Below are 24046 nucleotides of genomic sequence, written 5' to 3' on the forward strand. Positions count from 1 at the left end.
ATGATCCCAACTCGTATCTATCTGAGCAAAAAGTCTTGGGATCGATTACAGTATCTCCAAACAAAAACTAGACTTACCCCGAATGTAATTGCACGAATTTCAATATCATTAGCACTAAAAGATATTCGCACAGCCTCAATTAATGTAAGTAAACCTGAACAGACTCACATCATCAATCGTGACGTATTATTTGGCGCCCACGAGAAAACTTTTGAAGCTCTTATCCGTCAGTTTTGTAAGGAGCAAAGAATTGAAGCTGATATACAAGATATAATTCGTTCTTTAATTGACAGCGGTTTACATAAAATTGGACATATAAAATCCATTTTGGACATTAAGCCTTTATTTAACGCTTGACGTAGAATTAACGTCACTCAACCCATAATTCTCTAAAAGTTTTTCCTTATTCATAGTAACCACGTAAGAGCTAAACTCATGAACTTCGAATAAGACATCTAAAGTAATACCTTTAAGAGAAGTGACTGCCTTCAAACCTTCTGACCAAGTGGATTTAACCTCAACAATCGATAAATTAATTTTACGCGCCTCCGAGTGATACCTTTTAACTTCTTCAGAAGAAATGGAGTAAGATGAGTGTGTTATTAATAAATTATTTCTGGCGTTATTTATACGTCTGAGATCATAATTTTCATCATCTCCTAAAAAAAGTATATTTTGCTTTTGTAAATATTCTACTGTTTTCATCAGAGAGGGTAGGGATTTCTCTCCGAGATATTGTTTATAAACCAAACCATGCTTCCCAGCACTCACTACATCTTTTTTTAATGCTATCGAATGGACAGCAAAATCTAAGCTTCTCTGTGTAAATAACAATACTAAATCGTGCTCTTCTCGCTCAACAGCTTTCAATGCTAATCCATACGCTATACCTGACAAATAAACATGCTTGCTTGAGGTGTCAGCATCATTGAACTTCTTCAGGAACTCTCGAAGGAAGCCAATGCTTCTCTCGATGTTCTCTAGAAAAGAACCTTTTTCAGGTAGCTTTTTAATAGAGAAAGACAACTCATCCAATAATGCAGTTAAGTCAATTGAGTCATCCCACCAATTACTAATAAAGTCTTTACTGCTTAAACCAGGTCTCATACAACTTCTTTGAATGCAGCTTTTCACTTTCAAGTAACACTGAACAAACTCACGAAAAACAGTAAAGTAAGGAAACATTCCTGATGGGGCAATTATATCGCCTAACCCACTATCCTCTTTCTGCAATAGAGAAGAGGTTATTTGGTACCAATGTATAAAATCTCGGTTTGTCAATTGAAGTTCTATCGAGAGATCTATCCCCAACCTAGTTGAAAGAAACATAGATATTGGTGCAATTAGTTCATCAGCATCACTAGAAACTCTATGAATACGGCTAACTAAAGAGCCTGACTCTATAAGCTCTAAAGCGAGTTCCTCCTCATTATGTGATAAATATATAGTTTCAGAGTATAACTCACAACCTGGAGTCCATAGTCCCAGCATAATTAAATTCCAAAAGCTGCTTTAAGCTTCGTCTCGGCTTCCCTATAACGGTTTAGAGCATATTTTCCAATTTTATTATTGAATTCCTCTAATGCATCTTCATCCCCTTTCATTGCGGCCACGTCTAAATCCTCAAGCTCTTCCATGACCTGTTCATCAAGCTCTTTATCACGCCAATACTTCCTATAATCCTCCTCGATAACCTTTTTCAAATCACTTAAGTAGCTCTTAAGAGACTCGCTCGATTTTTCTTTAAGCAAACTCAAGTCCTCTTTTTTAAAACCTGACACACTTGCTTCAAACTTTGAAAGCACTGCCTGATTCCCAAAACTCAAAAGTATCAATCTCTCCCAATTATTTTTAGCCCTCTTATTAACAATAACTTTTGAACCGTTAAAGATAAGCTTCTGACCATACAAATTAGCTGCATCAAAACGCTTATCATCAATCACCATAAAATGATCAATTGAAGTAACGAGCGCTTTTGCTATGGCAACTGGACTAAATCCTGATTGAAATAACAAGCGAGTTAAAGTTATCCAAGCTCTAATTAAACCTTGCTGAAATACATTGTAAAAATGAATACTGCTAGGCGAAGCATTTAATACTCTCTTTGAAAATTCTCGATAAATATCTCTTGAGCTTGGAGGATCTAGTTCATTAGGATCTCGATATTGATCTAAAATACTCAATTTACAATGTTCAGCACCATCAACTTCTTTGGATATCATTTGATTAAGCCACTCAGCGGCTTTATTAGTCGCTTCAATCCTTTTTTTATAAACTGCAGGTTCAAAAAAGAGTACAGCAAGCGCTGGTGCTACCATTTCTCGAGTTAACTTTCTAAGAAATTCTATTTGCGAAATTGAGAAGCTCTCTTCAGAAATTTCATCCACAGGGATAGATCGTGAGTCAGTTTCTAGATTTTCTTTAAATGCTTTCAGATTAAGTAAGTATCGAGCTCGACCTGCTAACTTAGGATCGAACGCATGCTCACTTAATGTGTCCGAAATAATTTGTATAGTTGTTATCGTGTATGGACGATTTATCTGAGAGGCAAGTCGATCCACACGTTGGTTCCATTCGACGCAACAAAGATAATTCAAGCCATTTGATAATTCTTCACTCTTTGAGTAGTTGCAAAATTCACGTACAGCAAAAGAACTCAATCGTCTATCATTAAGCAAAGCGATAAAGTGACCTGAGACCTTCTTCCCTTCTGAATTGATCCTCACAAAAAGCTCGCGCATATCACGGTTCATTGATTCATGGGCCCCCTCACCTTCTACCGCTTCTGGCGAAAATAACAAGCAAATTGGTATTGATAAGTTTTTAACCACTTTTTTATTTGCATGGTCACTACTATTCCAAAGACTCTTCAAGGCTTGAAGTCGATGTTGACCATCAATTACTACTAGTTTAATTTTATTACTATTCAAACGAAGGACAGACCAATAAGGAGCAATATCGATATCTTTATCATGCACTTTTACTTGATGACCTGTTGCTGAATCAAGAGTAGGCAATATAAGCTGAAAACGATCTCCTCCCCAAGTCAATTCTACACTATGATCTTTTAATTCTTCCCGTACACTTTCATAACGCCCAAGAATCCCTTCATCACCTAATGCTACTAACGACACTAACAAGGGAGGAAAAAACAAAACTCTATCTTCACCTTTCTTTAAATAGTCATCTACAATATTTATCACTCGCTCTTTATCAATATCACGTTGGATCAGCTCTTCAAAATCCAATTCATAGGATCTGAAGGCTTCTGATGCTGTTTCTAACCAATTTACACTTTCAATTGAAATAGAAGCTTGAACATATGATAAGGGATAACTTTTATCTGACTGAAATCTTCCGTAACCCCCCCTAATCGAACGATCAAAAACATCAGGAGACTGTTGAGCTGGGCGTAACTGTATGTTTTCACTCATGTCAAACTCTCAATTAATTAGATTTAAAACCAGCTATTCAACTATAGACTGATACGAAATTATATCCAAGACACAACTGAAATAAAATTGTAATAAAACCTATCAACTATAACCCAAAATCTTCCATCGACCAGAAGAAACTTGGGTATATAAATCCTCCTTATTCAAGTAAATATCAGTTTCAGACGAATAATGATATATAGACTTTCTGACTATAGACTCAAAAGAAGCTGGTACATTACCTTGCCTGTTATTTTTCACTTGTTTATAAATCTCCTTCAAATCCGCCTCACCACCCAACTGTCTCAATGCATTATACACCTCGTCTTTCCAATTCCCTTGACGCTTGGCTATTTCCCCAATCTCGTCAACCTGACTAGTTTTAATTTCAGCATCAAAAGCCATTTTAGCTAATGACAAAAAACGTTTTGTATTAAGAATATAAAAATCGTTCCCAGTTATATTTTTAAACTCCATGCGTAGTTCAGGTCGAGGTATAGGACCCTGCATTGTTTTTTTAATCCAATCTGGCTTCTCATCATCTGTAATGAAGATAATAGGTTTTTTGTGCTTAGCCCCCTCTCTAATCATCTGCTCCCAAATAAAATAATCGCCACACTTTTTAGGAAGTGGTATACCAGAAAAACTATACGCCCCCGGTTTATTCGCATCCTTGCCATAACCAGGTGGTATCTTATTTTCTTGCCGCAGAATACAGGTCTCTATCAACACATCCACTTCTTCATTGGGTAACGGCGGGCCTACTTTATCGTCTAGCATAATTTCTAGCTGACTCAATATTGACTTTCTATCAAAGGATTTCTGAATTTTCTTTTTTTCTAGCGCAACCACTTTAACTATTCGGTCAAGATCATTAGATATATTTTTATAAAGATCGGAATATATACTACTTTCTTTTATAGTCTCTGTTAAACCAAAATTCTCTTTTTTAAATGACTTGATAACCCTTACAATATCATCAACTTTCGTAAATGGTTCGCCTGAGACCTCGTCGAGGTTCTCATAAAACTCTAACGCAGCATGATGAGGCACAAATAGTCTTTTGTTAATACTTTCATTCGACAAAATTCGAAAAATGATATCTCTATGTATTTTCTCAAACCTGAAAAAATTAAGCATAATATTTGCATCAAGAGATAAAGTAGCTACTCTAAGCAGCTCCTGTATTTCTGATTCAGTTAATGGATGATATCCCTGAAATTCCTTTTTCATGTCAAAATCTCCCAAAAAGCCAAGTCTTTGACTTTTGTCACTTTCTTTTTCCCATCTACACACAAACTATAATGCTTTTCCAACTTACGAATCTGTCCCATAAAATACTCTTCGTCATTTTTAGACTGAGTATTAAAGATAGCCTTAATTTCCTGAGATTTGATATTTGCCACCTGATGAATAACCCAAGAAAGAATCAGAGTTGAATAATCATTATCACCGGTTTTAAAATGCGTAAGTTCCTGAGTCGATAGGATAGTCCCAACCCCAAATTCCCGACCTTCTTTCAGAATTTTCTTCAGGCTATCGAAATCCTGTGACATAAAGTTGTCGGCTTCGTCGACTAGAATCATCTTGGAAATCTGGCGGTAATTACCATCTAACGTCGAACTACCCTGCTGATGCATTTGGGTATAGAACAAATCCAAAGTCAGAGCGACAACCAGATTTTGAATGCTGGGATCATAACCTGATAGGTTAATCACCGTTACGCCGTCTACTAAATCATAGAGCGACTGCGTTTTATTGGTATCCGGCTCAAAGATTTTAAAGCCAATCAGGTCGTCTAGAGCAGCGTAGAGAGAATCCTGCTCGATCTTGTCCTGCGACTGATACTCTGCCCAAACATCCGCGAGCGTTGGAGCTGATTTGCTCCACGTAGAAGGATCTTCCGGATATATTCCGGCTGCTTCATACGCATCCATCACAAGGGTACGCACTTTGTTCTGTTGCTTTGGGCCAAGCCCAAACGCTTTGGCTACTGTGGTGCGGAATAGGTTGGCCGTATGCATCGGCTGGATTGGCCGGTTACCAAATACTGCGAACGGGTTAAAAGGTAGATGGAACAGGTCATATACCTTGGCATTGGTCGCCTCTACAAATTCATCCTTAACGTAATCAGCTTTGTAGTCGAAGATTAGGATGCCAATATCAGTACCACCCACATTGTTTTGTTGATTTCTCACCAGCTGAGTAATCATAGACTTAGTAAATTGCGTCTTCCCTGTACCCATCGTGCCAATAATTCCGGTATTCGTATTGAAGAGCTTTTCGGTATTCGTAGGCTCCCAATAGATTATCTCACCGCTTTGCACATCCTTGCCAAACTCGACCTTGAGTGGCTCAGCGGGTGTCGCAGGTACGAAATTGTCTACCCTCTCTTCGGAAGGATCATCAGCCGCAGCAGGGAAGACACCACTATCATGCTTTGAAAACGGGTACATAACCGTTTCCGACTGATTAGAACCAGACTCCTTCGCTGTATCTTCTTTCACGTCTGTAAGTTCTTGTTCAGTGAAAGGCTGCAGAAAATATTCCTTGGGCACGTGAAGAAGTGAGGAATTGTCGATTTTCTCTTTGAGTTCTTGGTAAGGGGTTCTTATCAGCTTATCGAGAAGCCCCATCGGTATTTCAGCCTGTAGAACACCCTCCGTGAGCTCGTACTTCTCTTCAAAACAGGATTCATTATTGATATGAGCAACGACCATGGCGCTGGGATAATTCTGCAGCTGACCAATTCCATACTGCCCTTCTAGCCACTCTTCGCGATGGTTAAGGAAGTCCGCAAAATGGCTATCCTCGAACACTTGATACAACTGATACTTCTCGATTTGAAGAAGCACCTGGCGAATGAATAGTCCGCGATAGAGACGCGACGCAAGCGTATCCGGCCCCAGGAGGTCTTCTTCCATGTATCGCTTCAACTCAAGCGCCTGCTCTCTCGCTTTGGAGAAATCAGGGCGGCCCCCGGCTTTTACCTCCACAGGTAAAAGGTAGAGCTGGCCTTCCCTAAAACCTGCGAACAAGATGTCGTCAGAAATTGCACCTTTTTTAATCTTGCGATTGTGGCGCGAGAAATCACTATCGGTCATTGCAAGGCCAATATTGCCAGCCACTCTTATCATCTCGGCGACAGAGATAGGAATCCACGTGATACCTGATTCGGCCAAAAGGGCACTAACGATTTTATAGGCACCGATAATGCCTTCTTTCGCAATCTTTTCTTTCGAGTGATCGGTAATCAGTCTGAGTAACCATTCACCATTGAACGCATTGAACTCTCGAATTAATTCATTGCCAGCATTGCCCAAGACGTTCTTATAAAGATCAACTTGCTTGGTTACGGTGATCGCGTCATAACCCGACGAACTTGTGTATTGATCGGAGTAATGAATCAAGATCACGCCTTCGGTGGCTTCAAAGAACTTCAACGTGACCTTTGGATCTATGATGGTCGTCCATACAGAACTATCGTAAGAACGTTCCAACAAGGACATAAATTCCTGACTCACTGCTAGGCTAGTAGCCGAATGATCATGATAGACATCATTCTTCGACTGAGAGGGACGCCAAAGCATTCCTATTAACTTAGCCAGCTTCAGGTGAGGTAAAGAGCTATAATCAACACCTTTCAAGCCAAATGCCGTGAAGTATCGGTCGCCCTCACTCCTCGAAGATTCACCTGATAATACTCCAGCACAAGCGACACCCGAGAGGTGTTCATCAATGTTATTGTCAACAGCTTCTACTTTCTGATCATTCTTGAAGAATGTCAGATGAGCATAAGCTTGCTCTTCCACATGGTTATGCTGAAACTTGCTAAACGTTAGCCTTGTCCGCAGCAAATCAATTACCGCATCAGCGTTACGACGTGCAGCTCCCCGATCGAGCCCGTACCGTTCTTTGATTTCGTCATACATCCCCATCTCAGCGAAAAGATCAAGCTCAGTCTCGACCAGCTCCTCGTCATATAGATTGACGTGTATGTGACACCCGCCGAGTAAGTTCGCCTGATAGTAGGACACCAGTCCTCTAAACAACTCTGCGTTTTCTGCGTTGTTGACGGAGTTAATCAGCAGCGGGGCATCATCGACCTGGTGGAATAGCTGCTCAAATGTAGACGTGAACTCCTCGATCTTGTGCTTTACAAGGTTTATCACAAAATCGAAGCTTGTATCCTGATGTGCCACTACCTCCAACCAGAGAGGATCCTCTGGTACGGCCTGTGTATAGCTATAACGATTATCTCTGTCGAAAAGATGAGGGATCAATCCCCGTGCGTTTAATCGTCCTTTAGTAACCTCTGGTAGTTCACGAAAGCTACGCGCTTCGCCATCTTCTACAATTTCTTCAACCAGATTCAGATAATAGGCCATCACCAGCGGATGGAACGGAGTAAAAAATCGGCGCTCCTCTACTGTTGCCAGCCCGATGCGAATCACAAGCCGTTCAGAGCTGTTGAGCGGCTTGCCCTTCTGAATTTGGTCCAAGTAGTCAACGCAAGCCAAAATATACTCTTTACCTAGGGCAACGAGTTCAGGTCCCCAACTAGCCAACGAAGGCAACGTTTTGCGCTCTTGGAAGTAAGTAATAAGTGCCCTGTAGGCTTGATATATTCTGTCGTCTGCAAGTGGAAGACTTGAAAGTGGGGTTCCTTTACGTCGATCATTGTCCCATTCAATACACTCTTCATTAACGAAGGACGACTCAGCCTGCAGCAAGGCTTTTCGGAAGAATACTGGCCCCGATTCTTGGTTATCGAAGACAACCGTCTCTTTTCCTGGCCGGTACACACCGTTGAAATTATCGTCTTTAAAAAGCCTGGCAAACCGGCTTGTGTCAAAAATAACTGGTAGTCGAAGTGCTTCTCTGCTCGGTTCACCTTCGACGAGTACAAAGAGTGAACTGTCACCATTCGTCAGGGTGAAATTAACTTCATCAGACTCATCATAGAGCTGATCGAAATCGACCTTTCCCACCGAATTTATATCAACTGTTTCACCACTGTCGGATAACACCGCTTCGGTGGTTAGGTCAGGATTAACGTCAAGGCAATGTTGGTCTGCCTGAAATACGAGCGCTCTCCTCTTTCTATCGATGAGAAAGCGATTCTCAAAGGCAGACAGATGAAAGTCTCCCTGTTGGACGACTAGGCAATGGAAGTTGTATTTTTCGTTCGAAGAATCTCGATTGAGTCTCAGGCTAAAAAATTCAGGTTTACTACTACATGGTGCCGAGATGGTGAAGGTCGACTTGTCACCTCTAAAAGAGAAATCAATGTCAATAACGTCAGACATGGCTTTTGGCGTAACCAAAAGCTCCTTTTTTTCTAATCGCTGACCAACGAACTTGATCTTGAAACTGAACATGTCCTGACCACTCGGAACTTCAATAATCAGATGCTTATCTCGCCTCCCCACCGAGGTATCTTTCTTGTCTCGTACATCAATTTCGCAGCCCTTAACCTCGATCCCTGCATAGTCGAGTGTCAGCTTTTTCTGGAGCTCCTCCTCGTCTCGAAACTCTTGGTAATTGAGTTCGGTCCAGGGAACCTCGGCTCCTTCTCCAAAATGTTCTTGTATGAATTTTGATCCAAACTTAGTCAGCTTGTCTTCCAGGTCATTCGGGAAATGCTCAACAGCAAACTCTATCTCTTCTCTTAGCTGTCGATTCGACTCCAGTCGGCGCGCTACCTGCTTCTCGCTTGAGTTGCTTAACACCTGAGGGTCGTTGAACAGCCCTAGTTCCTGGAAACGCAAGTCTCCGTTTAGCAATGCATCATGGAGGTGCCGAAATCCGAATACACTGGAGCCTTCTTCTGTGATTATCCGAGCTTGGTGCTCTAAGAGACACCGGGAAGCAACTTGATTCTCAAGCCCACCAGATATCATGAGATCCAGCTCATTTTTCGTTTGACGCGGCGACCAAACAGCGTCGCCCTGAGCCAGGTCGAACGCACTATTAATCAGGGTATCAAGGAGGCTGTTATGCACGATCAGCAAAGCGCATCCCTCGAAAGGAGGCATCTGAGCCGCCACGGTATCTCGCAGGTTTGATATATAGTTTTCCGTATAACAACCATTCTCGATATCAGGTTGCTCCAAATGCCCTGCCACCAGCAAACGCACATCATTAACTTCGAGATATGAGAGTTCATGCTCGCCATAGCGTAGTTGACCATCGCTCCGCGTTAGCAACTCAGAGACAAGGGCATTCGTATTTTCTGGGTCTGGTGACTTGAACTGATACCGGGCGCCAGCTTCTATACGGGACTGAAGCCAACCACGTAGGTTGCTTACCAAGAAGGCTTCAAAGTGTTTTTCGGACATAAACCGCATCTCCGCTATCGCTCATTCGCTCGACGTTACCAATTCGCTCCAAAAACCTGATGATCGCTTGCTCTGACTGCCTGTCAAACCAGACCCCACGTTTTCTAAACTCCTGAAGCAGCTCTTGGAACTGAACCTGCTTTCTACTACCGATAGCTAGGTTTGTGAGTAGAAGTAGATAATCTTGAGAAATGGTCAGCACTCTCCCTGAGCGACCTCTCACCTGGACAAAGTGCGGTGCAATTTCATTCACAAATGCGTTAACATACCTATTGTTTACATCGTTTTGGTTCGTACCTTTTGTTCCAAAGATTTCCTTGGCAGTTATACTAAGTACCTCAATCAGTTCTTTCGTTGTTTGAGGGTACTCTTCAAAGGGTGGAAGTTTCCTTTTTTCTCGATATCTTTCGCAGAACTTTATTAGTGATTCATTAACGTTATTTCGCTGTAACGCATCCATTTCATTGATCTCTAGAAAAAACTTCCAAAGCGGAAATTTTTTCGCTTTCTTATCCTTCGGTTGATTCAGGTATTCAAGCATAGAAAGGACAGGGAATAGATCGAAAGCTTTTATCCTCAAGTGCCGAAAAGCTTCTCTAACCTGATTTCGCTCCAAGCTAGCCTTCTCGGTATCAAGAATGAAGAAAAGTGGTTTACTAACAGGTTTCTCCGTCCAATCGTTGATATTTAATGCCAACTGAGAGCTATACATAAATGTGTAAAGACTAAAGAACACTCTAAGGTTGTCAAGGAAATATCCGGGGTGCTCTAAAAGAAAACCCAGATCTTGAGCAAAGAGTTCGGCCATAAATGGCAGATAAGGACTCTCAACGGGATCTTCTTTACAATCAGTCAATCGCTGTTGGAACGCTTCAACAAGTTCTTGCTCTAAGAAATTCACTTCACTACTGAGCTTCAAAAAGCTTCGGCCTGAGTTACAAATGAAACCGATAAAAACTTGCGCAATATGTTTATTAGTAGACGCCTCAGCCTGCGCTGATTTAAAAATTAGAAATTCCGGCGAAACTTTAAACAAACCGGCCGCATTATCATCGAAATACATTTTTTCGATAAGAGGCTGAACTTCCTGATCTGTAAGTTTATACTGCAAACTTTCAAAAAAGTAAGATTTAAAGCTTTCTAACGTTGACCCCTTTTCGAGCCGCTTTTGAAGCGCCGCTTTCAATATGCTTCCAGCTATTGCTTCGAAATCAAGGCCAGATGTCTGAGACCGAAACGGCAGAAAATGGTTAACCAAGTTTACGCCCTTAATTTCTTGCTCATCCAACACAAGCAAGTTATCGGAAATACTCATTCGACACCTCCGACGATAATCTCACTGTCTTCAATTTCATTTGTAAGATAAACGTGTTGATTACCATCTGAAAGCATTAATTTTTTTGAAACAATGATGGCCTTTATCACGTCGTCGACGACCTCCTCCAAAATCACGATCGTATTCTTATCGTGTTTATTTGGTCTATAGCCATCGTTTATTTTATAAATCAACTCATAAAAACTAAGATTTACATTAAACGTTTTAAGAGTTTCATCACCAACCTTAAGACAAACCGGAAACTCGTGGATATTAGCCATCTCTTCATTTTCAATTCTTTTAAGGTCAGGCTTAATATTGGCAACTGCCGAAACAAAGACGCCATTTCTGGAGCACAAAAATAAATGCTGCTTTGCAGTTAATGACGGATCCAACCTATTTCCAAATCGAACCAGTGCCGATAAAAGCTCATTCTTATAGAAACTTCTCAGCTTTTTACGCTCCTCAGCGCTTCCATCATAGCTTTTATGTAAACGCCAAATCTCAATGTACCTGTCGTACAGCGGCTGGTTAAAATCATTTTGAAACTGTTGATGGAAGTCATTTCCAATGGCGACATCTTGAAACAGGTAAAAAAATCGCAACCAACCAGCCGACTCAATGTCGGCTATGCCAAAGGTTTCCTGCACTGAATTCTGGAAATCATCGAAAGCCGCCTCTCTTATGCCTAGAGAATGCTGTATGAGAAACTGGTCAATACTCCGAGACCTAATCGTACATGGGTCAAAGTGGCTGATAATGTCACTCAAATCATTATGGCCAGCCACAAATAGATTGTTGAAAAGTAAGCTGGGACCGCAAACCAAATGGTGTACGAAATCAAGCAGGGCCCGCGCAGAAAGAAATTGATCAAACTTTAACCTAGCAGAAAGAAGCAGGTGGACTATCCGATCACGCACCTGCTCGTGTTTGAGCAACTCATAGTTCAGCGTCAGTTTGCTGGGATTCGTTCGCACCGCATCCAGATATGCCAGATGTAGCGGATTATTTTCAGTGGAAGCAACTACGCGCGAAACCAGTTCACTAATAAAGCTCGACCCAGTCTTTCCGTCCTCAATACTGAATTTTGGGTATTGCTCAAAGTTCAGGAACTTATACGAAATTGAAGTTTCCTCTCCACTTTGGAGGTACGATTCAATGGCACTCCTGATATTTTCGTGGCGGAGATGTCCTTGGGACGCAAAGTTAAATAGCATCCCGACATTTATTCCAATGACTAGTGGCTTTTCCGACTCACTGTGTTCGTCAAAGAGCTGGTCTAACGCTTCAATTGCGTCTTGATCAGGCTTAAACGCATGAGTGGCATCTAGGTGAAACCTGACTCTCTTCGAGTAGGTCTCGTGATAGCGTTTTAGAATTTCAGACTTGCCGTCACCAGATGAGCCACATAGGAAAATCACGGTATCCGGTGTGAGGTTGGAGTCCAGCAATCTTCTAAAATCTTTCTCGATTTCAGTTTCAACGTAGAGGTAGCTTTTTAGCTCATCTTGTTCTTTTTGTCCCTGTCCGAGCGTAGTGACCGCTTGAGCTGACGACCTAGCAAGAGTGTCTAATAGCTGTGTGAATTGCACGTTGTTTTCTCATCCCTGGTGTGACGATCACAATGTATGTCGCTATGTCCAACACACCTCAAAAGCCGAAGGTCATTTCAGGCTACCATAGTGCTTAATTTTAGTGAATTCGAATGAACGTACATATGTGACCATACTGGTGGCAAGAAAAAGCCAAAGGTCATAATCGGATAGACATATCAGGAATGTAATGAAGAGATTGTGGCCACAATTTGGCCCCAGCAGAATGGACATAGCCAAAACAAAAGGGCCTACGCGTTAACGTAAGCCCTATATATGTTTTGGCGCGCCCGGTAGGAATTGAACCTACGACCTTCGGCTTCGGAGGCCGACACTCTATCCAACTGAGCTACGGGCGCTTTGGGTGCGTATCGTACCCGCGTGGACGCGCTGTGTCCAGCGAGTCAGGGGTTTTACAGGCGCTTTGATTGACCGTTTTCGTTTCTCTAGTGCATGCTTTGAATGCACTTCCTATCCTTAGTGAAACTGGGAACACACTATAATGAAAACTTTTGCACGTAACACGCTGGCACTGGGCATTTCACTGGCGCTGGTAAGCGCCGCGAATGCCGCTGATTTTGCTGATATGGACCCCGTTACCCTGCGTTTGGCTCACGTGGTCAACGAGCAGGATGGTTTCCATATCGCCGCGACCAAGTTTGAAGAACTGGTGGAAGAACGCACCGATGGCAAGGTCAACATCGAGATCTACCCCAATGCCTCGCTGGGTGACGAGCGCACGCTGCTGGAAGGTATGCAGATCGGCACCGTGGATATGGGGGTGATTACCAACGGCCCGGTGGCCAACTTTGTGGAAGAGATGGCGGTGTTTGAACTGCCGTTCCTGTTCCCTTCCCCAGAAGCCGCTTATGGCGTGTTAGATGGCCCGATCGGCCAGGAGCTGCTGGATAAGCTGTCTGACGTGAACTTGAAAGGCCTGGCCTACGCAGAGCGCGGCTTCCGCAACCTAACTAACAGCGAACGTGCGGTGAATTCGCCGGAAGACCTGGATGGCCTGCGTATTCGCGTCATGGAGAACCCGGTGTACACCGATACCTTCCGCGAGCTGGGCGCCAACGCTATTCCCATGGCGTGGACAGAAGCACTGACCGCCATGCAACAGGGCACCATCGATGGTCAGGAAAATCCGGTGAACGTGATCCATTCGTTCAAGCTGGATGAAACCCAGAACTACATGACCCTTCCCCGCCATACCTACGCACCGGCGATTTTTGTAATGGGCATGCCCGTTTGGAACCAGCTGCCAGAACACGCACAGGCGGTGCTTAAAGAAGCCGCCCAGGAAGCTGCCGAGCATGAGCGCCAAATGAACGCAGATATGGAAGCCGACCAGTTGGCGGCGCTGCGCGAAGCCGGTATGGAAATTAATGAAACACCGGATATGGAAGCCTTCCAAGCAGCCGTCGCGCCTGTATATGAGAAGTACGGCGAGCAGTTTGGTGACTACCTGCCACGCATTCGGGAGGCGCTGAATCAGTGATGGCCTTTGCACAGCCTCTTTTGACGCTGCTGCAACGTATTGAACGCGGGCTGGATGCCATCATCCAGCCCGTGGTCTTTGCGGGCATGGCAGCATTAATTGGCGTGATTACTCTGCAGATTGTGTCGCGGGTGCTATTCAGCGCCGTCGGCTGGACGGAAGAGGTCGCGCGCTTTCTGCTGGTGTGGATTACATTTTTAGCCAGCACGCTGGCTTTCCAGCGCGGGCGGCATATCGCCGTGACCTTTGCTGTGGATGCGCTTCCCCTGCCCTTGCGCAAACTGGCGCGCTTGGCTGCACTGGCGGTGGTGCTGGCGTTTATGATCACGCTAATCATGATTGGCTACCGCTATATGCAGGTGCAGAGCTTTCAGAAATCGGCCTCACTGCGGCTATCGATGACCTACGTTTACGCGGTTATACCGCTTTCTGCGGCCATTATGGCGTGGTACGCCCTGGTGGATATGATTGACGTACTGGTGAACGGTGAGCCGACAGTCGCCGCGCCGGAGGAGCCACTATGACGCTGGTGCTGTTTGGGCTGTTCTTCCTGTTTATGTTGCTGGGCGTGCCGATTGCGTTTGCGATTGGGGCAAGCACGCTTTATGCGCTGTACCAGTCGGGCGTGCCACTGATGGTGGTCACCCAGCAGATGTTCCAGGGCATTAACTCGTTTGCCCTGGTCGCTATCCCGATGTTTATTCTGGCCGGTGACTTAATGGCCCAGGGTAAGGTCAGCGAACGGTTGGTGAGCTTTGCCGATTCGTTAGTCGGCTTTATGCGGGGCGGGCTTTCGGTGGTGTCGGTAATGGCAGGCATGTTCTTCGCGGCGATCTCCGGCTCTGGTGCGGCCACCACCGCGGCGGTGGGTTCAAGCCTGGTGCCAGAGCTTAAGCGTAAAGGCTACGATCCTGCCTCTGCGGCCAGCTTAATTGCTGCCAGCGGCACGATTGGCGTTGTGATTCCCCCTTCGGTGCCGATGATTATCTACGCGGTGATTGCTCAGCAGTCGGTATCAAAGCTGTTTTTGAACGGCTTTTTGCCGGGGCTGGCAATGGGGCTGGGGCTGATGGCCATTGCCATCACTCAGGCCTATAAGCGTCAGTACCCCAAAGGCACACCGCTGTCGCTGCCAACTATTTGGCGTACGCTGAAAGCGGCTAGCTGGGGGCTGATGACGCCGGTGATTATTCTGGGGGGTATCTTCTCGGGGATTTTCACGCCGTCGGAAGCGGCGGTGGTAGCAGTCAACTACGCGCTGCTGGTGTCGCTGTTTGTGTATCGGGATTTAACCCTACCCCAGGTGTATAAGCTGCTGATTCGCTCGGCGATGACCACCGCGGTGATTATGCTGGTGATTGCCATGTCGGCAGTACTCAGTTGGACGCTTTCAAGCTGGCAGGTACCCGGCGCGATTGCCCAGGCGGTGCTGTCGCTTTCCACCAATCCTTACGTGATTATGCTGCTGGTCGTGGCCGTGATTCTGCTAACGGGGGTATTTATCGAGACCGCTAGCGCTTTGATTATTCTTACCCCGGTGCTGCTGCCGTTGGTACTGCAGTTGGGCATCGACCCTATCCACTTTGGTTTGATTATTGTGGTGGGGCTATCGATTGGCATGATTACCCCGCCAGTGGCAATCAACCTTTATGTGGCTTCGTCAGTCACTCAGCTACCGCTGGAGCGCATCACTCAAGCGATTATCCCGTATCTGTTAGGGTTGATTGGCGTGCTGCTATTGGTGGTTTACGTACCGATCCTGCTGGGCTGGTCGGGTAGTTAGCAAGCCGTTAATACTGAGCTGAAATGCGTTGATATGAAATGCGTTGATATGAACAAGGGGCTTGCCATGTGGCAGCCCCTTTTTCTACTTCACCTGTTGGCTACTGCTGGCTTTTTAACAACGTGTGTTTTCAGCCAGCAGTGAGCATAACGTAAGGCTTAGAACTCCTCCCAATCGTCGTCGCCTGCTTTAACAGGGGCTTGCTTAGAAGAGAGCGCAGGGCGCTTGAGTTCCTGGCGTGCACTTGGCGCACCAGAAGGCAGAGACTGACGCGGTTGATTTAACGCTGGCTGTGTCGATGAGGTTTGTGGCTCATCGTCGCCAAGCACGAAGGTGCTGATCAGCTCATTAAGGTGCTCGGCGTGACGGCGCATATTGGCCGCTGCCGTGGTGGATTCCTGCACCATGGCAGCGTTTTGCTGGGTCATGGTATCCATTTCCGCAACAGCTGTATTGATCTGGCCAATACCGCTGCTTTGCTCCTTGGCGCCAGCCGTAATCTCACCGATCACATCGGTCACCTTCGAGACACTTTCAACAATGTCATGCATCGTCGCACCCGCCTTACGCACTAGCTCGGCACCGGTGTGGGTGTGCTTAACAGAGCTATCAATCAGCGTGCGGATCTCTTTCGACGCATTGCTAGAGCGGCTAGCCAGTGTGCGTACTTCTTGCGCGACGACCGCAAAGCCACGGCCATGCTCACCCGCCCGTGCGGCTTCCACCGAGGCATTAAGTGCCAGAATATTGGTCTGGAAAGCGATGGCGTCAATCATGGTGATGATTTCGCTGATACGCGTCGCCGAGTCATTGATATCGTGCATCGTCCGCTCGACCTGCCCCATGGCTTCCTCACCATGGTGAGCCACTTCAGCAGTAGACTGCACCAGCTGGTTGGCCTGCTGGGCATTATCCGCACTGTGATTCACGGTCGAGGTGATTTCTTCCATGGAAGCCGAGGTTTCTTGCAGGTTAGCGGCGGCCTGCTCGGTACGGGTAGCCAGTTCCTCAGAGCTATGGGAAATTTCCCCCGCTGAGTGATAAACACTCATTGTGCTACGGCGCACATCACGCAGGGTTTCCTGCATGCGCTCGACAAAGGCATTGAACTGAACCGCTAGGTTGCCAACCTCGTCATTACTTTCTACCGCTAGGCGGCGGGTAAGGTCACCACGGCCTTGGGCGATATCGTGCATAGCGCTGGCGGTGCGTTTAATCGGCCCTACAGTGCGGCGGACAAAGCCAAACGCGAGCAGTGCCACTGCAACCAATAAGACAGCCCCCAACAAAATAGCGAACAGGATAGACTGGCGCAGATCCGCGTTAGCGGCCGCCTCAAGTTCAGCAACCACCGCATCAACATCTGTGACGTAAACCCCGGCACCGATCATCCAGCCCCACTTTTCTAAACTCTCTACATACGAGTGTTTGGGCTCAATTTCACGGGTGCTTGGGTATTCCCATAAGTAGCTATGAAAACCGCCACCGTTCTTGGCAACCTGAAGAATATCGCGAATAAGGTAATTTCCGTCTGGGGTTCGTACGTCCATCATGTTGGTACCTTCACGCTCTGGCGCAGGGGCCGTCACGATATTGTTACCATCGAAGTCGTAGATAAAAACGTAGTTATTACCTTCAAAGCGCATGGCGCGCACGATCTCTGCTACCTGCTGTTTGGCTTCCTCATCATTGGCACCTGCTTGCTCATAAATAGGGGAAATGGCGGTCGTTGCCACTTGAACAATGTCGCGCACCGCATGGCGGCGCTCTTCAATCAGCACTTCGCGCTGATTCGCCAGCGTCTCGCGAGTGTTTTGTATGCGCTCATAGGCGTTAAACGCCACTAACCCTGCGGTCACTATGAAAAGCGGCAGTAGGACAAGCGTCAGCACTTTAGCCTGTAAGCTAAGGCTTCTTTTTGGCGGAGTCGAAGAAGAAGGAGGAGTAGCCATAAAGTGTTTCTCAGTAGGTCATCGGAAGAATTTTTAATAGTTTTATGCATTTTTTATCGACCTAACCTGTGTCAACTTTAACCACTTCGCGTATTTTTTTGTTTATGAACAGCAAATTAACGCTCAAAATTGAGCTTTCATAACCTGCGTTAAGGTTATCTTTGCCCTATCCGGTCACTGTAGGGGTGTGGTGGCCAAGGACGGCCCGTTTTAGCAAGCCGCTAGCCACGTCTTTTTGACTGCTCTGCCCCCTATTGGGGCAGGGCAGTTTTTTATTGGGGGCGATTTTCGCATCGCAACGCTTATGCCGTTGCTGCCTGGGGCCGACGCTCTTCCAGCATGCCTTTATCGAGAATAAAGCGGATGATCTCCTCAAGCCCAACGCCATCGTAGAGGTTGGTAAACACAAAGGGACGCTCGCCGCGCATTTTCTTCGAGTCCCGCTCCATCACCTCTAATGAGGCATGTACCTGCTCGGCAATATCAATCTTGTTGATAATCAGCAGGTCTGACTTGGTAATGCCTGGCCCGCCTTTACGGGGGATCTTATCGCCTGCGGAAACGTCAATCACGTACAGCGTGAGATCGGAAAGCTCAGGGCTGAATGTGGCCGATAAGTTGTCGCCACCGGACTCCACTAGTACCAGCTCTAGTTTTGGATGGCGGGCGTGCAGTTCGTCGATGGCCGCCAGATTCATTGAGGCATCTTCGCGGATGGCGGTATGCGGGCAACCGCCGGTTTCTACGCCAAGGATACGGTCGGCAGGCAGCGCATCGTGTTTGAGCAGAAAGTCGGCGTCTTCGCGGGTGTATATGTCGTTGGTTACGACAGCTATATCGTAGTAATCCCGTAGCGCCGAACAGAGCTGCTTGAGCAGTGCGGTTTTACCGGAACCCACCGGGCCACCCACACCTACGCGTAAACAGTGCGTCATTGTTCTCTCCTACTAATAAGCGTTTAACTTCTAAACAAGCGTGAATATTGTGTTTCGTGCAGAGCGCTTGCCAGCGCCACACCGGGCAGTACCGGGCCGAGCTCATCATCTTCTAGCAATAGTGCCTGATCGACGGCCGCCACCAGTTCCCCGCGCAGCTGTTCAATCACTCGCTGGGCGGCGGTGTGGCCCAGGGGCAGTGCTTTGCAGGCCACTGCCAGCTGATTTTCTAGCCACGCCCAGCCAAACCCTAACAGCGCTTGGCGCGGGGGCACGCCCCGCATGTGGGCGGCATAGCTAAATAGCGTCACATAGCCTGCATGGGCAGGTAATAAAGGCGGCAGACAGCCTTCACTTCGCTCATCCTGGCGGGGGAATAAATCCAGGCTGCCCAGCAGGCGCTTGAGCGAAGCACCCAAGCGGCTATCTTCAGCGGCTAATTCAGCGGTTTCGCGGGTGGCGGCTAGCCATTCGTCCCACTGAGCGATTGCATCGCTGTCCTGCTGCTCAAGGGCGGTGTAAAAGCGCGCGATCAGCGGCAGCTCACAGCGGGGTAGGCCATCTTCCAGTACGCCAGAAAGCCACTCAGAAAGGCTTTGTTCATCACTTACCCAGCCTAACTCAAAGGCACTTTCCAGCCCTTGGGAAAACGCAAAGGCACCGATAGGCAGCGCGGGGCTGACCAGTTGCATTAGCCCTAGCAGGGCTAAGTCATGGCCTTCTGGTGCGGCATGCTCAGTGGGCATGATGATGCTCATGCGTGTGTGAATGATCATGTGGATGCTCATGGTCGTGGGAGTGCCCATGACCATGAGAATGACCTTGAGAATGTCCGTGAGAATGCCCGCCGCCACCTACTTGGTTATAGGCGCCTGGTTCTGGGTCGAAGGTGGCGTTGTGATGCTCAAGCTCAGCCCCCAGTAGTTCCGCCAGTTCTTCTAGCACATGGTCGGGTGGAAAACGCACCCAGCCACCCTTTTCGTCTTCGCCCAGCGCCAACTGTACATGGCGATTGCCAAGATGATACGCCAGCCGCGCCAGGGGTAAGCCGGTGTTAACTCGCGCGGTCACCACCGGCTCGATGGCGGCACGTATGCGCACCACTTCGCCACTTTCAGCTTTTAAGCCTTCGCCATCGTGCAGCACCGGGCCACGGTCTAGAAACAGGCCCAAGGCTTGGCCGCTGTCGCTGTCCGCTTTTAAGCGCCCGCGAATGCGCAGTTCGAAGGGTAGTGTCAGCGTGTCGCTGGCGGCGTGCTCTTCCACCGGCCCTAAACGTTCTATCAGTTTCAGCATCTATCTCTTCCTATTAAAACCACCCAACGCCTAGCCGGAGGTAGGTCGAAGTGAGGGTCTTTTGCCATGGATGGCAAAAGTAGCGTACAAGGATGTATTCACAGCGCCCTCACGTAGTCCTACCTCTCGGCGCTCCTCGTATTGCGTCAATCAGAACAAGTGATAGCGCTGGGCTAGCGGCAATTCGGTGGCGGGCTCGCAGGTGAGTAGCTCGCCATCGCAGCGCACTTCATAGGTTTGTGGGTCAACAGTGAGCTCTGGGCAGGCGTCGTTGAGCTTCATATCTTTTTTACGCACGCCGCGCACGTTCTTGCATGCCGCCAACGTGCTGTGCAAGCCCAGGCGCTCTTTAACCCCTGCATCAATGGCGGCTTGGCTAACGAAGTGTAGCCGCGTTTGGCTGGCGGCCTTTCCAAACGCCCCAAACATAAAACGATAATGCACCGGCTGGGGCGTGGGAATAGACGCGTTGGGGTCGCCCATGGGCGCTGCCGCAATCATGCCGCCTTTAATGATCAGCGAGGGCTTTACACCGAAGAATGCCGGCTTCCAGAGCACTAAATCTGCTAGCTTGCCAACTTCGATAGAACCTACCTCATGGCCAATGCCGTGGGTAATCGCGGGGTTAATGGTGTATTTGGCGATATAACGCTTGGCCCGCAGGTTATCAGCGCCCAATGCTTCATCTTCAGGCAATAAGCCGCGCTGCACCTTCATTTTATGGGCCGTTTGCCAGGTACGGCAGACCACTTCGCCCACTCGTCCCATGGCTTGGGAATCCGAGGCAATCATCGAGATCACGCCCAGGTCGTGGAGAATATCTTCGGCGGCGATCGTTTCACGGCGAATACGTGAGTCGGCAAAGGCCACGTCTTCAGGAATATTAGGGTCCAGGTGGTGGCAGACCATCAACATGTCCAGGTGTTCGTCGATGGTGTTAACCGTATAAGGCCGCGTCGGATTAGTGGAAGACGGCAGCACGTACTCTTTTGAGCAGGCGGTCAGGATATCCGGCGCGTGACCGCCGCCTGCCCCTTCGGTGTGATAGGTGTGAATGCCGCGCTCTTTAAATGCCGCCAGGGTGTCTTCCACAAAGCCGGATTCGTTGAGTGTGTCGGTGTGGATCGCGATCTGCACATCGTACTTTTCTGCCACGCTGAGGCAGTTATCAATGGAAGCAGGCGTGGTGCCCCAGTCTTCGTGGAGTTTGAGCCCCATGGCACCTGCTTCCAACTGCGCTTCCAACGCTTCCGGTAGGCTGGCGTTGCCTTTGCCCAGCCAGCCGATGTTCATCGGCATATCATCCACCGATTGAAGCATTTTACCGATGTGCCACGCGCCAGGCGTACACGTCGTCGCATTAGAGCCCGTTGCAGGGCCAGTGCCGCCGCCCAGCATGGTGGTCACGCCGCTCATCAACGCTTCTTCAATCTGTTGGGGGCAAATAAAGTGAATATGGGCGTCGATGCCGCCTGCGGTAAGTATTTTGCCTTCACCGGCAATCACTTCAGTGCCGGGGCCAATCACTATATCCACATCCGGCTGAGTGTCGGGGTTGCCTGCCTTGCCAATCGCCGCGATGCGTCCGCTTTGCAGGCCAACATCGGCTTTAACGATGCCCCACCAGTCTAAAATCAGCGCATTGGTAATCACCGTATCCATCACCGTGTCATCAACACGCTGGCTTTGCCCCATGCCGTCGCGGATCACCTTACCGCCGCCGAACTTCACCTCGTCGCCGTAGTGGGTAGCGTCTTTCTCCACTTCGATCCACAGCTCGGTATCGCCCAGGCGCACGCGATCGCCCACGGTGGGGCCATACATATCGGCGTAGGCTTGCCGACTGATTTTGTTAACCGGTTTCATTGTTTATCTCCATCGAGCGCACCCATCACATCGCCACGGAAGCCGTAAATTTCGCGCTTACCGACGAAGGGAATTAGCGTGACCTCGCGGGTCTGGCCAGGCTCAAAGCGAATCGCGGTGCCCGCTGCGACATCTAAGCGAAAACCACGGGCTTTGCTACGATCAAATACCAGCGCGGGGTTGGCTTCAGCGAAGTGGTAGTGAGAGCCGATCTGAATGGGGCGGTCGCCGGTATTGGCCACTTCGACGCTAATCCGCTCGCGGCCCACGCATAGCTCAATATCACCGTCTTTTAACTGGTACTGTCCTGGAATCATTGGGCCGGAAATCATGGCAGCCTCCTGGTTGCTGACGACTAGTTGATTGGCGTGTGAACGGTCACGAGCTTGGTGCCATCCGGAAAGGTGGCTTCTCCCTGCCCCTCATCCCCCATTTCCGCCACGCCATCCATGACGTCATCACGGCTAAGGATTTCACGACCGTAGCTCATTAAGTCGGCAACACTTCTGCCGTCACGGGCGCCTTCGATAATTTCGAAGCTGATCAGCGCCACGGCTTCGGGGTAGTTAAGCTTTAGGCCGCGTGCTTTGCGGCGCTCGGCAAGCTGGGCAGCAGAAAACAGCAGCAGCTTATCTTTGTCTCGTGGGGTCAGTTCCATGGGGGCTCCATTGGCTTGATCAGTGGGAGCGCTCAACAGAAACGACGGTGCAGGATTCGGAACAACGCTCCCAGACTATCGAAACCGAGCACGCCTATTTGAAGCAATACAGCGCAACCGCCGTACCAAAATGGTGAATAAAAAAAATAGTTATTATTATTCAATAGTTTGAAAAATATCGACTTTCTCTTATTCGCACCAAAAGTGCACCACGCCAATTAACCGGCCCCTTAATCGCACCAAAAAAGTGCAACAAAACTCTCCACTTAGCATTTACTATCAAATAGAAATAAAACACATTACTATTTAGGCGCGTCTTTTAAATAAGGCTTTTGTTGAGCCTCTATTTCTACACCAGGTTGAGACACACCACGTGACCATCAGCACCCGCTATACCGTTGATCATTTTTTGGGCTACGGACGCCGATACAGTATCGATTACTGCTTTCCCATCACCTCCAACACTGCCTGCACGCCGAAAACATCGATCGCTCAAGGGCGTGTAGAAGAAGTTAGCTTAGCGGCGGGGGTGGAACTTTTTATTTCTGATTTGGATGTGCTGCGTCCTTATCAATCGTTCTCTAAGGGTAATACCGACCTGCTGATTGTGGTGATGTTAGAGGGCTGCGCACATTTCGATATTGATGGCCAAAAGCGTTGGATAACAGCAGGGGAAGCTTGCTGGCTAAGGCTGGATACAGGGTTAACGCTAAGCGCTTTTCATCCTGCTAATCAACGGCTTTGCACGCTATGCCTGTCGCTCGACGCATCAGCGATGCACGCTTGGTATGGTGCTCACATCTCATCGGCATCCCCCCATGTCTGGCAACTCAGCCCTGGGTTACAGCTAACCATCGATGAAGCGTGCCGTGCTTCCAGTAGCGCTGAGTCACAGCGCATGCGCTTTCAAGGGTTGGCACTGCAAATCATCGCTCAGGGGCTGGACTGCCGTTCGCCATATACGGCTGACAGTGGCGCACTGTATCGGCAGCGCTTGGCGCTGATACGCCGCTGGCTGGATGAAGAGCCGTCATTTGACCACACGCTACAACGCTTAGCGGATCGTGCGGCCATGAGCCCAAGTACGCTAATGCGGCATTTCAAGATGGCTTACGGCCTAGCGCCAATCGACTATTTGCGCAAACGTCGGCTTTCGCTAGCACGCGAGCTGCTGCTGAGCGGCCACAGCGTTCAACAAGCGGCACATTTAAGCGGCTACCGTCATGCCAGCAACTTTATTACTGCATTCAAGAAAAACTACGGTATCTCGCCGGGTGCTTTGACAGAAAGTTCCCTTAAACGCCCCTAAAACGATACGGCTGACGTTTGCGCATAATCAATTGCGCGGTGGGCATAACTGCCCGCCCACCATA

Annotated in this window: 18 protein-coding genes and 1 tRNA gene; 5 read left to right on the top strand and 14 right to left on the bottom strand. The window is 47.8% G+C overall.

Annotated features, from left to right (window positions below; all coding sequences use genetic code 11):
- Nucleotides 1–357: a DndE family protein gene (locus REH51_RS07910; RefSeq protein ID WP_009723117.1), complete on the top strand. Its 357-nt coding sequence runs from the start codon at nt 1–3 to the stop codon at nt 355–357.
- On the opposite strand, the gene REH51_RS07915 is transcribed toward REH51_RS07910, so the two are convergent.
- The 7 genes from REH51_RS07915 to REH51_RS07945 form a co-directional block, all read right to left on the bottom strand.
- Nucleotides 343–1491 carry a hypothetical protein gene (locus REH51_RS07915; protein WP_009723118.1) on the bottom strand — a complete coding sequence of 383 codons (1149 nt, stop codon included), beginning with the start codon at nt 1489–1491 and terminating at the stop codon, nt 343–345. The genes REH51_RS07910 and REH51_RS07915 overlap by 15 nt on opposite strands.
- 2 nt (nt 1492–1493) lie before the next feature.
- Nucleotides 1494–3434, bottom strand: a complete 1941-nt coding sequence (locus REH51_RS07920) for a ParB N-terminal domain-containing protein (protein WP_498937482.1) — start codon at nt 3432–3434, stop codon at nt 1494–1496.
- Between the two features lie 102 nt (nt 3435–3536).
- Complete coding sequence (locus REH51_RS07925; protein ID WP_009723120.1) at nt 3537–4667, bottom strand: PIN-like domain-containing protein; 1131 nt, start codon at nt 4665–4667, stop codon at nt 3537–3539.
- On the bottom strand, nt 4664–9775 hold the full coding sequence (gene dptH / locus REH51_RS07930; RefSeq protein WP_498937484.1) for a DNA phosphorothioation-dependent restriction protein DptH: 5112 nt from the start codon (nt 9773–9775) through the stop codon (nt 4664–4666). The genes REH51_RS07925 and dptH overlap by 4 nt, the downstream gene beginning before the upstream one ends.
- Nucleotides 9756–11090 (bottom strand): DNA phosphorothioation-dependent restriction protein DptG, encoded by a 1335-nt coding sequence (gene dptG / locus REH51_RS07935; RefSeq protein ID WP_009723122.1) that lies wholly within the window; start codon nt 11088–11090, stop codon nt 9756–9758. Before dptG ends, dptH begins: the two co-directional genes overlap by 20 nt.
- Nucleotides 11087–12682, bottom strand: coding sequence for a DNA phosphorothioation-dependent restriction protein DptF (gene dptF / locus REH51_RS07940; protein ID WP_498937486.1), 1596 nt, complete (start codon nt 12680–12682; stop codon nt 11087–11089). Before dptF ends, dptG begins: the two co-directional genes overlap by 4 nt.
- Nucleotides 12683–12964: 282 nt before the next feature.
- Nucleotides 12965–13041, bottom strand: a tRNA-Arg gene (locus REH51_RS07945).
- A gap of 143 nt (nt 13042–13184) precedes the next feature.
- Between REH51_RS07945 and REH51_RS07950 the strand changes: the two genes are divergently transcribed.
- Genes REH51_RS07950 through REH51_RS07960 form a run of 3 tightly spaced genes read left to right on the top strand, consistent with a single transcriptional unit; the run spans nt 13185 to nt 15966 of the window.
- Nucleotides 13185–14183 carry a TRAP transporter substrate-binding protein gene (locus tag REH51_RS07950; RefSeq protein ID WP_498937488.1) on the top strand — a complete coding sequence of 333 codons (999 nt, stop codon included), beginning with the start codon at nt 13185–13187 and terminating at the stop codon, nt 14181–14183.
- The gene (locus REH51_RS07955) at nt 14183–14707 is read left to right on the top strand and encodes a TRAP transporter small permease (RefSeq protein WP_009723125.1); all 525 of its coding nucleotides are present in this window, start codon (nt 14183–14185) and stop codon (nt 14705–14707) included. The genes REH51_RS07950 and REH51_RS07955 overlap by 1 nt, the downstream gene beginning before the upstream one ends.
- A complete protein-coding gene (locus REH51_RS07960; RefSeq protein ID WP_009723126.1) occupies nt 14704–15966 on the top strand; it encodes a TRAP transporter large permease in 1263 nt (420 codons plus the stop codon). The genes REH51_RS07955 and REH51_RS07960 overlap by 4 nt, the downstream gene beginning before the upstream one ends.
- A 158-nt stretch (nt 15967–16124) precedes the next feature.
- On the opposite strand, the gene REH51_RS07965 is transcribed toward REH51_RS07960, so the two are convergent.
- From REH51_RS07965 to REH51_RS07995, 7 genes are all read right to left on the bottom strand, one after another.
- Entirely contained in the window at nt 16125–17918 is a 1794-nt protein-coding gene (locus REH51_RS07965; RefSeq protein ID WP_039868894.1) for a methyl-accepting chemotaxis protein, read from the bottom strand.
- 302 nt (nt 17919–18220) lie between these two features.
- Nucleotides 18221–18853, bottom strand: a complete 633-nt coding sequence (gene ureG / locus REH51_RS07970) for an urease accessory protein UreG (RefSeq protein ID WP_009723128.1) — start codon at nt 18851–18853, stop codon at nt 18221–18223.
- 23 nt (nt 18854–18876) lie between these two features.
- Nucleotides 18877–19599, bottom strand: coding sequence for an urease accessory protein UreF (locus REH51_RS07975; protein ID WP_498937735.1), 723 nt, complete (start codon nt 19597–19599; stop codon nt 18877–18879).
- Nucleotides 19589–20149, bottom strand: coding sequence for an urease accessory protein UreE (gene ureE, locus REH51_RS07980; protein ID WP_009723130.1), 561 nt, complete (start codon nt 20147–20149; stop codon nt 19589–19591). Before ureE ends, REH51_RS07975 begins: the two co-directional genes overlap by 11 nt.
- Nucleotides 20150–20299: 150 nt before the next feature.
- Nucleotides 20300–22015 (bottom strand): urease subunit alpha, encoded by a 1716-nt coding sequence (ureC, locus tag REH51_RS07985; protein ID WP_009723131.1) that lies wholly within the window; start codon nt 22013–22015, stop codon nt 20300–20302.
- Nucleotides 22012–22332, bottom strand: a complete 321-nt coding sequence (locus REH51_RS07990) for an urease subunit beta (RefSeq protein WP_009723132.1) — start codon at nt 22330–22332, stop codon at nt 22012–22014. Before REH51_RS07990 ends, ureC begins: the two co-directional genes overlap by 4 nt.
- 38 nt (nt 22333–22370) lie before the next feature.
- Nucleotides 22371–22673, bottom strand: coding sequence for an urease subunit gamma (locus tag REH51_RS07995; RefSeq protein WP_498937489.1), 303 nt, complete (start codon nt 22671–22673; stop codon nt 22371–22373).
- 373 nt (nt 22674–23046) lie between these two features.
- Here REH51_RS07995 and REH51_RS08000 point away from each other — a divergent pair, with 373 nt between their 5' ends.
- Nucleotides 23047–23982 (top strand): helix-turn-helix transcriptional regulator, encoded by a 936-nt coding sequence (locus REH51_RS08000; protein ID WP_498937491.1) that lies wholly within the window; start codon nt 23047–23049, stop codon nt 23980–23982.
- The last annotated feature ends 64 nt before the right edge of the window (nt 23983–24046 follow it).

The sequence above is a fragment of the Halomonas bluephagenesis genome, assembly GCF_054790765.1.